We start from the raw sequence: 12520 nt of genomic DNA on the forward strand, positions 1-12520 counted from the left end.
GTCTGGATTAAAAGCCAGGCTGACAGCCGATCCGAATAGGGATCCAGCTTGCTTGGACGCTTGGGCGTCTTGAACTGCGGTTCCACCGCACCTTCACGCAGATACTTCTTTATCGTGTTCCGAGACAAACCCGTCCGCCGGGCAATCTCCCTGATTGGCATCTTGTCACGCAATGCCCAGCGTCGAATGACACTCAAAAATCCCATGTCGATCACTCCAAATCCCCCCAACCAAAACCGTCGGGGAAGTGTGTTCACATGGGTCAATTCTCAGTGACAATTTATGGGGCTACCGGGTCAGTTCTCAGTGACAATCAACAGTTTCTCATGTCAATAACTCCCGATACCCGCGTTGACCTCGATCGGTTCTGGTCGACCATTGAAGCCTCGGCAGAGATCGGCAAAGGCCGCCCGGGCGGGTTGTCGCGCTTGACGCTGAGCGATGACGACCAAGCCATGCGTGACCTGTTTCGTAGCTGGTGCGAAGAGGCCGGGCTGAGCGTCGAGGTGGACGCCGTCGGCAATATCTTTGGTCGCCGCGACGGCACCGATAACGACCTGCCGCCCATCCTGATCGGCAGCCATCTCGACACTCAGATTAACGGCGGGCGCTTTGATGGCATCGCAGGCGTGCTGGCCGGGCTGGAAGTGATCCGCAGCCTCAACGATGCGGGCCATGTCACCAAACGCCCTATCGTCGTTGTCGATTGGACCAATGAGGAAGGCGCGCGGTTCTCGCCGCCGATGGTCGCGTCGGGTTGTTTCATCGGAAAATACGATATCGATTGGGTGCATGACCTAGTCGGCGACGATGGCGCGCGCTTTGGGGATGAGCTGGAGCGGATCGGCTACAAGGGCGACCGCGCCTGCAATGCGGGGGAGATCGACGCCTATTTCGAGCTGCATATCGAGCAGGGGCCGATCCTTGACGCAGAAAATAGGCAGGTCGGCATCGTCACCGGCGGTTACCCCGTGCGCGGCATGCGGGCGTCTTTCAAGGGCCAGACCTCGCACACCGGGCCGACGCCGATGGATCTGCGCAAGAACGCACTGGCGGCAGGGGCGCGCTGGCTGACGGCGGTGGACGACATTGGCTGGGATTTCGCGGTGCATGACGGCAAGGCCACCGCCGCACGGTTGACCGCCTGGCCCAATAAACCGGGCATCCTGTCGGACAAGGCCGAGGCGGTTTGCGACGTCCGGCATCCCGATCCGATCACGACCCGTGCGATGGCGGAAAAGATGCGCCGTGCGCTTTATGAATCCGCTGCGCGCTGTGGTTGCGAGGCGCAGATCGAAGATGAATGGGAATGGGGGGGCGACATCTTCGATCACGAGATGATCGACGGCATCCGCGATGAGGCGATCCGAATGGGTTTCAACTGGCGGGATATCCAGAGCCAAGCAGGCCATGACGCCTATTTCCTTGCCACCCATTGCCCGACCGCGATGATCTTCACGCCCTGCGAAAACGGCATCACCCACAATAACGAAGAAAATTGCACGCCCGAGAATTTCGTCGCCGGGCTGAATATCTTGCTGCATGCCGTCGTCAATCGGGCCGATCGATGAGCGCATTGATCGGACATGAGGCGCTTGAAGCCGCGCTGGGCTGGCCCGATCTGATCGGGCAATTGCGCGACTGGTACTGCGGCAACGCGGTGCAGGCCCCGGACCGGCAGGTGCTGAGCATCGCTCAGCCCGATGGCAGCGAAGCCTCGCTTCTGATCATGCCCGCATGGGTTCCGGGTGAAAGCATCGGCGTCAAGGTGGTGACCTTTTTTCCCGGCAACGCCGCCAAAGGGTGCCCGACGATCAATGCAGGGTATCTGTTGTTTAATGGCGAAACCGGACAGATGCAGGCGGCGCTGGATGGCGACGCATTGACCGCGCGGCGCACGGCGGCGGCCTCGGCACTGGCGGCGGATTTCCTCGCACGTAAGGACGCCCGTCATTTGCTGATCGTCGGCACCGGGCAGCTTTCGCTCGCCGTGGCGGCGGCGCATTGTGCGGTGCGGTCTTACACAACGGTGTCGATATGGGGGCGCAGCCGCGAAAAGGCGGAGGCTGTCGCCGAAGCGCTCTGCGCACAGGGTCTGCCTGCGCAAGCCGCGCGTGACCTCGAAGTGGCGTGCCGAGCCGCGGATGTGATCAGCACAGTCACTGCCTCGACAGGGCCGATCATCCAAGGCCACTGGCTTAAACCCGGCAGTCACCTTGACCTGATTGGTGCCTTTAAGGGTGATATGCGCGAAAGCGACGATCAGGCGATCACGCAGGCGGAGCTGTTCGTTGATCTGCGCGCCGGGGCTTCGCTGGCGGGTGACCTTGCTCAGCCGCTGGACGCAGGGCAGATCACGCCGGGCCACATCCGTGCCGATCTGACCGAATTGTGCCAAAGGGCGCATCCGGGTCGGATTGATGCTCATTAACAAACTCGTTCAAGCAATCTTTTTGCCTTGCCTTCTTAAGGCTGTAGGTCTTTTCCATGCTTTGCCCTTAATAGTACTTCTTGTTGATAGTCGGAAGATGCTGATGGCTCATATTCGGCCAATCCGTATCGACTTATCCCGATTAACCGAGAGGTTTCCCCCATACGGTCCGAACGCTCATGTTTAATTCTATCTAGTTCATTTTTGATATCTTGTATTGTGCCTTGGATTTTTTCAATACTAGCTGCCGCATTTGCAAATGCAGCGTACGCATCGCGCCGATCAGCTTCATCTTGGAACATCCACCCGCCGAACCCGTCCCCCTCCGGGTCAAGCTCCATTATCGACCTCGGTTTGTCCGACTTAACTAGGGACAATTTAGTCAAGGTCTGGATAATACTCTGGGCTTGTTGGTGCGAAAGGCCCAACGGGCCATGATCGCCATTCTTAATCTTGTTTAAGCATTGCCCAAGAACTGCCTGATCTCTACGGAACCGCTCTCCAAGTTCAAATAACTCTTCCTGAAGTTTCCCTTCCGAAATCAGTAGCGCAACAATTCCATTGTTTGACTTGATCTCCTTAAGGATGTCGTTTCTTGCCGCTTCGGACGCTCTATGCCTTCTTTCGTCCCCCATGGACGCCGCACGAATCAAAGCACTGCAAGCTAAAAGGATCAGAAACGGTAAAATCCATGAAAAAAGCGGAGTCTGACTGAACTGATAGATACCATCGGCGTTTTCAGACAGAAATCCAAAAAAATCGCGAGCATCCATTACAAATGCCCCCACTTCATAAAGAATGAAGCCAATCGACAGACCACCGATGAGCATCGAGTAGACCGGGTGGCCCTTAACCCATTTCCAGATTCTTGATAGTGTTGATCGAACTTGCATTCGCTATTCATCTCACGATACCCCGCAAGTGTCGAGAACAACGTATGCTGAAGGGATACACCCCCAAAATAAAAGCGGAATGCGGAACGTTACTGGCTACGCACTTCGCGCACCCAAGCGACAATATTGCGTCGCGCTTCCTCGTCCATTTGTACGGCATTCGGCGGGGGCATGGCGTGGCTCACGCCCGCTTGGAGATAGATCTGGTCCGCATGACGCGCAACGTCGCCGGGGGTCTCAAGGTAGACCCCCTTTGGCGCCCACTGCATGTTGCCCCAGACTGGTTCTCGGGCATGGCACATAGAGCAATTGCCGATGACGGTGTCGTAAGCGCTCTCGAACCCCTCAGCAGAGGCATAGGCCTGCTCATATGCCGTCAGATCTCGGGCTTCTGCGTCCTCCCATGTCTCCCCCGTTCTGATGGTGGAAAGCCATGCGATCAAAACCATAAGCAACACGGTCACCGCCCAAGTCCAATGCGGACCGGAACCGGTTTTGTGCATCGTGTTGAAGTAGTGGCGAATGGTGACACCGGTCAAAAAGATCAGGCTTGCAATGATCCAGCTGAACTCTGTTCCAAATGCCAGCGGGTAATGGTTCGACAGCATCAGGAACACCACCGGCAAGGTAAGGTAGTTGTTGTGGGTCGAGCGCACCTTGGCGATCTTGCCGTATTTCGCGTCAGGTGTGCGACCGGCCTTAAGGTCTTCGACAACGACCCGTTGGTTGGGCATGATCTGGAAAAACACATTGGCGGTCATGATCGTCGCCGTGAAAGCGCCGAGATGCAGCAACGCCGCCCTGCCGGTGAAAATTTGGTTGTATCCCCATGACATGATCACAAGGATTACGAACAAAAGCAGCATCAGAACTGTGGGGTGGTCGGCCAATTTGGATTTGCACATCGCATCATAGAGCAACCAGCCAATCGTCAGAGAGCCGCCGGAGATCAGGATGCCCTGAAACAGTGAAATATCGGCTTTGGTGGGGTCGAGCAGAAACAATTCACCGCCGACCCAGTAGATGATCATCAAGAGCGCCGCCCCTGACAACCAAGTGCTGTAGCTTTGCCATTTGTGCCATGTCAGGTGCTCTGGCATCCGGGCGGGCGCGACCAGATATTTGACTGTGTGATAGAACCCCCCGCCATGTACTTCCCATTCTTCGCCGTAGGCGCCGTCGGGCAGGGCGTCGTTTGGTTTAAGCATTAGATCGAGCGCGATAAAATAGAACGACGCACCGATCCACGCCATTGCAGTGATCACGTGTAGCCAGCGGACGCTGAACGCGATCCAGTCCCACAGAATTGCCAAATCGTACATGGCTGGTCTCCTTAGATTCGAATTTTCTAACACCCTAGGCGAGACAGGTTTGTTCTGGTATCGCCGTAAAGGACCAAGCAGCATCAAAAAAGACAGAATAATGTCCTACTTCGATAACATCCGCACTTTTGTGCGCGTCTATGAACTGGGCAGCATGTCTGCCGCGGGGCGGGATTTGCGGATATCTCCAGCTGTTACGTCGTCACGGATTTCGCAACTAGAAGAACGGCTTGGCGTAAGGCTTTTTCAACGGACGACACGCAGTCTTTCCCCGACCGAGCAGGGCAAGTCATTCTACCGCGGCGCGACTGAAATACTCGAAGCCGTCGAAAGTGCTGAGGCGCAGATCGTCAACATCACCGAGAACCTGAAAGGATCGCTCTATGTTGCGGCGCCTTTAGGTGTCGGTCGTAGGTTAATCGCCCCGCAAGTCCCCGGTTTCTTAAAGAACTATCCCGAAGTCAGCGTGAGGTTGCGTTTGTCCGACCGGAAAGTGGACTTGACCACAGAGGGTCTGGATTTGGCATTCTTTCTGGGGCAGCCCGAGGACAGCAATCTGCGCATCCGGAAAATCGCAGACGTGGAGCGGGTGCTCTGCGCATCGCCGGACTATATTGCGCGCCGTGGCATGCCCGAGAGCGGAAGCGCGCTGGTGGCGGAGGGGCATGAATGCCTGAGCCTTCGCTTTCCGGGGGCAACCGAATTTCAATGGCGGCTAACGACACCGGATGGCCCCAAGCGATTTCGTGTCTCGGGGCGCTATGAGTCAGATGACGGGGACGTGCTCACCGATTGGGCACTTGCCGGACATGGCGTCGCAATGAAGCCGGTTTTCGAAATTGCAGAACACTTGCGGACCGGCGCTTTGGTGCCTGTCGCCGAAAAGACGCCTCCCGAGCCGATTCAGATGGCGTGCCTATTTACGCATCGTCGTAGACAGGACCCGAAAACGCGCCTTTTCATGGAGTTCATGGTTGATCGCATCGCTGCGACAATCTAGCGAAGTAATCAGTGGGCCGAAGCCTCAGCTTCCGCGATATGTTGAGTATCCGAAAGGAGAAAGCAACAAGGGCACGTGGTAGTGCGATTGCTCGGACATCCCAAAGCGGATCGGTATGACGCCTAGAAACCGGGGGTCTTCAGGCGGCGTGCCGCTTGCATCCAGATAAGGGCCTGCGTGGAACACCAGTTCATATTCGCCCACTTCGAACTCTGCTTCAGGCAGGATTTGTTCGTCAGTGCGCCCGTCGTTGTTCGTCGTAAGCGTTTTCAACAGATGCCGTTCAACACCGCTGATGCGAAACAATTCAATTTTCAGCCCTTCGGCGGGACACCCAAGGGCGGTGTCGAGGACATGAGTTGTAAGATAGCCGGCCATTTTTAACTTCTCCTGAAACGCTGTCTGTTTCTAGGCTGAATGCCTTTAAGTGACAAATCTCCACTAACAGAAGGCTCCTTTAAAATTTTTTTGAAAAACAGATCCATTTTTCCTGTTTAGGTTGGGTTTTAGAAGAAAAGGAATATTTGCGTGAAACGTTACCCAAGAGATATGACCGGCTATGGTGGCGCTGTGCCAGCGGCGCAATGGCCGAATGGCGCAAAAATCGCCGTTCAGATCGTGCTGAACTATGAAGAAGGTGGGGAAAACAATATTCTCCACGGTGATGCTGCGTCTGAAGCGTTCCTATCGGAAATCACCGGGGCCGCACCCTGGCAGGGTCAACGCCATTGGAACATGGAATCGATCTATGAATACGGCAGCCGCGCCGGGTTCTGGCGTGTTCACAAACTGCTCAAAAACACGCCAATCACTGTTTATGGTGTAGCAACCGCTCTTATGCGGGCGCCCCAGCAGCTCAAGGCGATGAAGGAGGCGGGCTGGGAGATTGCCAGCCATGGTCTGAAGTGGATAGAACATAAGGATATGGAGCCGCAGGAAGAGCGCGCCCAGATCCGCGAGGCAATCCGCCTTCATACCGAAGTGGTGGGGGAGGCCCCGCGCGGCTGGTACACCGGACGCTGCTCCATGAACACTGTGGACCTTGCCGCCGAGGAGGGCGATTTCGCCTATATCGCCGACAGCTATGCTGATGATTTGCCCTACTGGGTGCGGGCTGGCGGTAAGGACCAGTTGATCGTGCCTTACACGATGGACTGCAATGACATGCGCTTTGCGATTCAAGCGGGATACACGAACGGTGATCAGTTTGAGAGCTATCTCAAGGATAGTTTTGACATGCTCTATGCCGAGGGGGCCGAAGGTGCGCCCAAGATGCTTTCGATCGGCTTGCACTGTCGTCTCATTGGGCGTCCGGGGCGCGCAATGGCATTGAAACGCGCCTTGGAACATTTCGCGAAACACGACGGGGTCTGGTTCGCCACACGGGAACAGATCGCCGATCACTGGGCAAGCCTGCACCCGCCTGCCGAGGGGACCGCGCCATCTGAAATGGACAGGGAAACTTTTGTCGCGGAATTTGGTGGCATGTTCGAACACAGCCCTTGGATTGCCGAGGGTGCCTTTGATCTTGAACTCGGCGCGACCCATGACAATGCAGCAGGCATTCACAACGCGCTGGCGCGTGTGTTCCGTAACGCATCCGAAGAACAGCGGCTGGGTGTGCTGACCGCCCACCCTGACTTGGCGGGAAAACTGGCGGCAGCCGGGCGCCTCACAAAGGAAAGCACTGCCGAACAGGCGGGTGCCGGACTGGATTTGCTGACCGACGAAGAACGGGAGACCTTCCAGAACCTCAACGCTGAATACGTTGAGCGGCACGGCTTTCCTTTCATCATCGCCGTGAAGGATAACACCAAATCGAGCATTCTTGAGGCATTTCACCGCCGTATCAAAAATGACCGCGATACCGAGTTCTCCGAAGCCTGCCGACAGGTTGAGCGAATTGCAGAACTGCGCCTGATTGAGAGGTTTGCATCATGAACAAAGTTTTGACGGCAACCACAATTAATTCCGATGCCATTGCGGGGCTAGCAGAACTGATCGATGCATCAGACACGCCCGACAAGCTCATAAACCAAGGGCGTTGCGGACGTTTTCATGATCGGGCGACCCTCGACGTTGATGGTCGCGTAGGGGTCAGCGTCTTTCAATCCACATCGTTCTCCATGCCTTTCAAAATGGAAATGATGGAGCGTCATCCTTTGGGCAGCCAAGCTTTTCTGCCGATGCAGGAAGGCGAATATCTGGTCGTGCTAGCCGAAGATAAAGACGGTGCTCCGGTTGCGCCACGGGCCTTTATTGCTGGGCCGGGGCAGGGCGTGAACATCGGGCGCAACGTCTGGCACGGGGTTTTGTGTCCGCTGTCCGATCCGGGGCTTTTCATGGTCGTCGACCGCGTCGGCGAGGGGCCAAATCTGGAGGAACATTGGTTCGATGAGCCATTCATCATCGAGCGATAATAAATAACTCGGCAAAAAAAGCGCCGGCTCACGCATCCATAGGGAGGGACAATTATAATGTCTGATGCATCCATCGGAACGCCGGACCAACTCCGCGATCCAAATTACACCCCGCCGCTCACAAAAGCGGTGCCGCTGGGGATCCAGCACGTGCTGGCGATGTTCGTATCGAACGTCACTCCGGCGATCATCGTGTGCGGCGCTGCAGGTTTCGGCTTTGGCTCAAACAGCCCTGATTTCCCGCAAATGATCTACATGATACAGATGTCCATGTTCTTTGCCGGGGTCGCGACGCTGTTTCAGTCGGTCGGCGTAGGTCCGATTGGCGCGCGCTTGCCGATCGTGCAGGGCACATCGTTTGCCTTTATTCCAATCATGATCCCGCTTGTCGCCGGGAAGGGCGTGGACGCGATTGCGGTCCTGATGGGGGGGATCGTCGCCGGTGGCCTGTTCCACGCCTTTCTAGGGCTATTCATCGGGAGACTTCGTTTTGCACTGCCGCCGCTGGTCACTGGCTTGGTCGTGACCATGATTGGTCTGGCTCTGGTCAAGGTCGGTGTTCAATATGCGGCAGGGGGTGTGCCTGCAATCGGCACCGAAGAATACGGCTCCGGGCTCAACTGGTTCATGGCAGGTACCGTGATTTTGGTGACCCTCGGTCTGAAGTTCTTCACACGCGGCATGCTTTCTGTGTCGGCCGTTCTGATCGGTCTTTTGGTTGGCTATGTCGTCGCCTTTGCGCTTGGTCAGGTCAATCTTGGCAGCGTAGGTCAAGCGGCAAGCTTTGCGCTGCCGAACCCGCTACACTTTGGCATCGAATTCTCGGCCGCCGCGGTTATCGGCTTTTGTGCCATGTCTTTCGTCTCGGCCATCGAAACTGTTGGCGATGTTTCCGGGATCACCAAAGGGGGCGCAGGCCGCGAGGCGAGCGACCGCGAAATCCAAGGGGCGACCTATGCAGATGGGATCGGCACGGCCATCTCGGGCATGTTCGGCGCGCTGCCCAATACGTCGTTCAGTCAGAACGTAGGTCTCATCGCCATGACGGGTGTGATGAGCCGGATGGTCGTTACAATCGGAGCGATTTTTCTGATCATATGCGGTCTTGTTCCCAAAATCGGTGCGGTGATCTCTTCGATCCCGATCGAAGTGCTGGGCGGTGGTGTCATCGTGATGTTCGGCATGGTGGTCGCGGCTGGTATCTCGATGCTGTCCGATGTGAACTGGAACCGTCGCAACATGGTAATTTTTGCCATCGCGCTGTCGCTTGGTCTGGGCCTGCAGCTTGAGCCGGATGCGCTTCAGTATCTGCCGGGCACGCTGAAAGTCCTAGGGACTTCGGGCATTCTGCCCGCGGCCCTCATCGCCATCGTTCTTAATCTTGTGCTGCCCGAGGAGCTTTCGGGTGAAGCCACCGAGGAAGTCTCTGGCGGTATGGCAGGACAGGGGAGCGGATCACTCGCGCAGAGTGACCGCGTCTGATGCCACATTCGCGGTGAGATGATTGCTGCGAAATAGGAAAAGCACATGCGGCGCAGGTCTCTGCGCCGCATTTTTTTCGTGGGTAAGTGCTAGGACTGAAAGAAGTACCTGCCGGGATCGCCGGGTTTATCTCGGGACTTGGCCAGCCCAACGGGAAGCAGCGTCAAAGGGGACGGCTCAAACAGATAAAGGATACATGGGGGTTTCAAAACACTAGGCGATGCCACCTCCAAAGGCCGCAACGATAGCTGCACCTGTGCCAGCGTGCAGCTCGCCAGCGCTGGTTTGCCCAAGGTTCAGACATCGCTCACAGAGCGCGGCCCTCATCTGAAATATATCTTCAACCTTTCAGAGGTGCGTCATTCCCGGCAGATCACCGTCTCGCCGCGAGACGTTCCGCCATTTCAAGCATGCGCGCAGAGAAGCCCCATTCGTTGTCGTACCAGCCAAAGACGCGCAGCTGGCGCTGTTCGATCGATTGCGTTTCGGGAAGGGCGATCACCAGAGATTCAGGGCGGCTCCGAAAATCGGTCGAGACACAGGGGTCTTCTGTCAGGCCAATGAGGGTCGAGTCTGCAAAGGCTTCGCGCAAGAACTCGACAAAAGAACCTTCGGGCTTTTCCAAGATTTGCAGCGTCGCGTCGATTGCCGATACTGAGATGCAGGGAACCCGGACGGCGCTGACACTGAGGCGTCCGTGAAATTCTGGCAAGACGTTAAAGATTTGATTAAGCGCGCTGGTTGTTGTCGGAACCATTGAGACAGCAGCAGCACGGCTTCTTTCAAGACTGGCACCGGGCTGGTCAACAGTCGGTTGGCTCCCGGTGTAGCAATGAATGGTCGTAATATGTGCTCTGGAAATTCCGAGCCCTAGATCAATCGTGCGGAGGAGGGGGGCGATCGCATTGGTCGTACAAGACGCATTGGAGACGATCCGCGCATCGCCGAGGTCTTGTTCATTGGCGCCCAAGACTACCGTCTTGTCGGCGACCTCGGACGGGCCGGAGATTAGAATGTTTGATGCCCCAGCGTCGATGCCTGCTTCTGCAAAATCTCTATCCCTGACTTTCCCGGTGCATTCCAAAACAACATCCACACCGCGTAAATCCAAAGCGCGCAGGTCCGGTTCGCAGGTAAAGGGGATGGGGCGACCGCCAATTATCATCTGGCGATCCCCCGTTTCTACTGGGAGAGGCAAAGGGCCGAAAACACTGTCGTAGCGCAGCAGGTACGCGCAAGTTTCGAGTGGCGCGATATCGTTGATGCCAACGACTTTGACGGCGGGCTGGCTTTCATTTTGTAAAATCTGGCGCAGCAAAGTCCTGCCGATGCGCCCAAAACCGTTGATAAAGACACTTAGCTGGCGGGTCACGTTCAAGCTCCGTACATCAGGAAAAGGGCGGGCAGCCAGGCAGTCAGCACGCCGCTTAGGAGTGTGGCAACTGCTGTTTGGTCTTGAACCGGTTTCTTCAACGTCAAAGTGGCGAAATACATGAACCAAAGACCCGACCAAGTAAGCCAGCAAATGCCCAGCCAGATATCAATGAATTTCGCTGCAGAGGCGAGGGCTAAAAAGGCCTGAGGCAACACGGAAAGAGAGACAAACAGGCTGAACCATCCCAAACCGCGGCCATCGGCGCCATTCAACCGGTTAACCGCCACCCAAAGGTAGGTCGCGCTGAACAGCAGCGTCAGGGCAACAGAGCGGATTTCATCCCCGGTCGTGGCGCGCACGAGTGACACAGCGGCGACTGTGGCGGTAATTGCCGCTGTGGCAAAGTTGATGACAACAATCTCTCGATCCGAGATGCGCCCAGACATCCAAAGACCATTCAACACAAGAACTGCCCCCACAAACAGCAGGGATATTGGCAAAAACATGAAACCTACCGTTTGTGCGCTGAAAGAAAGTCTTTCGGTTTCTGGGCCAGTTCAATGCGTCTTGGCTTAGAAGTCCACGTCGATTGCGACGCCCTGTTCAACGGCCAAATCAACGACTTTGGCCGCCACCGCGAGGTCCTGAAGGCCCACGCCGGTCCCGTCGAACAGGGTGATTTGATGATCCGACGTGCGGCCCGGATTGGTCCCATTGATGACTGCGCCAAGCTGGGCAACATCCGTGTCCTTGATAAGCCCTTCAGCAATGGCATGTTGCGCCTCGCCGATACTCACGGACTGGGCGACCTCATCGGTGAACACGGAGGCGCGTGCCAGCAAGGCCGCTTCAACCTCCTGTTTGCCTTTGGTGTCTGTGCCCATACATGCGATATGGGTTCCGGGGCTGACGTGATCGGCCATCAAAGACGGTGAAAAGGCGGAGGTGATCGAGATGATGACATCGGCTTCGGTCATGCCGGGCAGATCGACGGCTTCAAAAGGAACCCCTGCCTCATGCGCGACTTTCTCGATATTGGGCAGCATCTCTGGGTGGTAGTTCCAGCCGATCACCTTCTCGAACTTTCGCTGCTCCAATGCGGCCCGTAGCTGGAAGGTGGCTTGGTGGCCTGCGCCTACCATGCCGATGACGGTCGCGTTTTTACGTGCCAAGTGCTTGATCGAAACCGACGAAGCCGCCGCCGTACGCAACGCGGTCAGCAAGTTGCCCCCGACCATCGCTTTGACCTTGCCGGTGTCAGGATCAAATAGGAAAACAGTGGACTGGTGGTTGATCAAGTTGCGTTTTTCAAGATTGTTTGGCCAGTATCCACCGGCCTTCAACCCCAAGCTCAACCCGGCGCGATCAAATCCGCCTTTGAAGCCATAAAGCGCATCTTCGTGCCCAATCGCTTCGCGTACGACGGGGAAGTTGTAGGCGTCGCCGGAGGCCATTGCGGCAAAGACTTTCTCGATAGCATCAAAAGCTGCCTCGCGGGTCATTAGGTTGGCGATCTCACGTTCAGGTACGATCAGCATGTATCTCTCCAAATATTTCGTTTCAGAAGACTCCGAGAGGTTCGCCAATGGCTTGAGAA

At 56.3% G+C, this 12520-nt stretch carries 13 protein-coding genes; 6 read left to right on the top strand and 7 right to left on the bottom strand.

The genetic code is table 11. From position 1 onward, the window contains the following. Nucleotides 1-206: helix-turn-helix domain-containing protein (locus A3722_RS23325; protein ID WP_201722023.1), on the bottom strand; the 206-nt coding region annotated here is incomplete at its 3' end. Between the two features lie 120 nt (nt 207-326). On the opposite strand from A3722_RS23325, the gene A3722_RS12235 reads away from it, so the two are divergent. Continuing rightward, nucleotides 327-1571 (top strand): Zn-dependent hydrolase, encoded by a 1245-nt coding sequence (locus tag A3722_RS12235; RefSeq protein ID WP_067628526.1) that lies wholly within the window; start codon nt 327-329, stop codon nt 1569-1571. After that, nucleotides 1568-2431, top strand: coding sequence for an ornithine cyclodeaminase family protein (locus A3722_RS12240; RefSeq protein ID WP_082849470.1), 864 nt, complete (start codon nt 1568-1570; stop codon nt 2429-2431). The genes A3722_RS12235 and A3722_RS12240 overlap by 4 nt, the downstream gene beginning before the upstream one ends. A gap of 35 nt (nt 2432-2466) precedes the next feature. On the opposite strand, the gene A3722_RS12245 is transcribed toward A3722_RS12240, so the two are convergent. Both A3722_RS12245 and A3722_RS12250 read right to left on the bottom strand, forming a co-directional pair. Beyond that, nucleotides 2467-3324, bottom strand: a complete 858-nt coding sequence (locus tag A3722_RS12245; RefSeq protein WP_150120242.1) for a hypothetical protein — start codon at nt 3322-3324, stop codon at nt 2467-2469. An 89-nt stretch (nt 3325-3413) separates the two neighbouring features. Next, a complete protein-coding gene (locus tag A3722_RS12250) occupies nt 3414-4646 on the bottom strand; it encodes a urate hydroxylase PuuD (RefSeq protein WP_067628530.1) in 1233 nt (410 codons plus the stop codon). Between the two features lie 100 nt (nt 4647-4746). Between A3722_RS12250 and A3722_RS12255 the strand changes: the two genes are divergently transcribed. Next, nucleotides 4747-5646 (top strand): LysR family transcriptional regulator, encoded by a 900-nt coding sequence (locus A3722_RS12255; RefSeq protein WP_067628533.1) that lies wholly within the window; start codon nt 4747-4749, stop codon nt 5644-5646. Nucleotides 5647-5670: 24 nt separating this feature from the next. Here the strand turns inward: A3722_RS12255 and uraH are convergent, their stop codons facing one another. Then, the gene (gene uraH / locus A3722_RS12260) at nt 5671-6024 is read right to left on the bottom strand and encodes a hydroxyisourate hydrolase (protein WP_067628535.1); all 354 of its coding nucleotides are present in this window, start codon (nt 6022-6024) and stop codon (nt 5671-5673) included. A 150-nt stretch (nt 6025-6174) separates the two neighbouring features. Between uraH and puuE the strand changes: the two genes are divergently transcribed. The 3 genes from puuE to A3722_RS12275 are packed head-to-tail and all read left to right on the top strand — an operon-like array spanning nt 6175 to nt 9548. Next, on the top strand, nt 6175-7587 hold the full coding sequence (gene puuE, locus A3722_RS12265; protein WP_067628537.1) for an allantoinase PuuE: 1413 nt from the start codon (nt 6175-6177) through the stop codon (nt 7585-7587). Then, nucleotides 7584-8066 carry an ureidoglycolate lyase gene (locus A3722_RS12270; protein WP_067628540.1) on the top strand — a complete coding sequence of 161 codons (483 nt, stop codon included), beginning with the start codon at nt 7584-7586 and terminating at the stop codon, nt 8064-8066. Before puuE ends, A3722_RS12270 begins: the two co-directional genes overlap by 4 nt. Nucleotides 8067-8123: 57 nt before the next feature. Further along, a complete protein-coding gene (locus A3722_RS12275; RefSeq protein WP_067628542.1) occupies nt 8124-9548 on the top strand; it encodes a uracil-xanthine permease family protein in 1425 nt (474 codons plus the stop codon). Nucleotides 9549-9921: 373 nt separating this feature from the next. On the opposite strand, the gene A3722_RS12280 is transcribed toward A3722_RS12275, so the two are convergent. The 3 genes from A3722_RS12280 to bhcD form a co-directional block, all read right to left on the bottom strand. Continuing rightward, nucleotides 9922-10920, bottom strand: a complete 999-nt coding sequence (locus A3722_RS12280; RefSeq protein WP_082849471.1) for a type I glyceraldehyde-3-phosphate dehydrogenase — start codon at nt 10918-10920, stop codon at nt 9922-9924. Nucleotides 10921-10922: 2 nt separating this feature from the next. Then, nucleotides 10923-11429: an AmiS/UreI family transporter gene (locus tag A3722_RS12285; protein ID WP_067628544.1), complete on the bottom strand. Its 507-nt coding sequence runs from the start codon at nt 11427-11429 to the stop codon at nt 10923-10925. Nucleotides 11430-11495: 66 nt separating this feature from the next. Further along, nucleotides 11496-12461, bottom strand: coding sequence for an iminosuccinate reductase BhcD (bhcD, locus tag A3722_RS12290; protein WP_067628546.1), 966 nt, complete (start codon nt 12459-12461; stop codon nt 11496-11498). Nucleotides 12462-12520: the final 59 nt, after the last annotated feature.

It is taken from the genome of Sulfitobacter sp. HI0027 (assembly GCF_001634775.1).
In the GTDB taxonomy this organism is placed as follows: domain Bacteria; phylum Pseudomonadota; class Alphaproteobacteria; order Rhodobacterales; family Rhodobacteraceae; genus Sulfitobacter.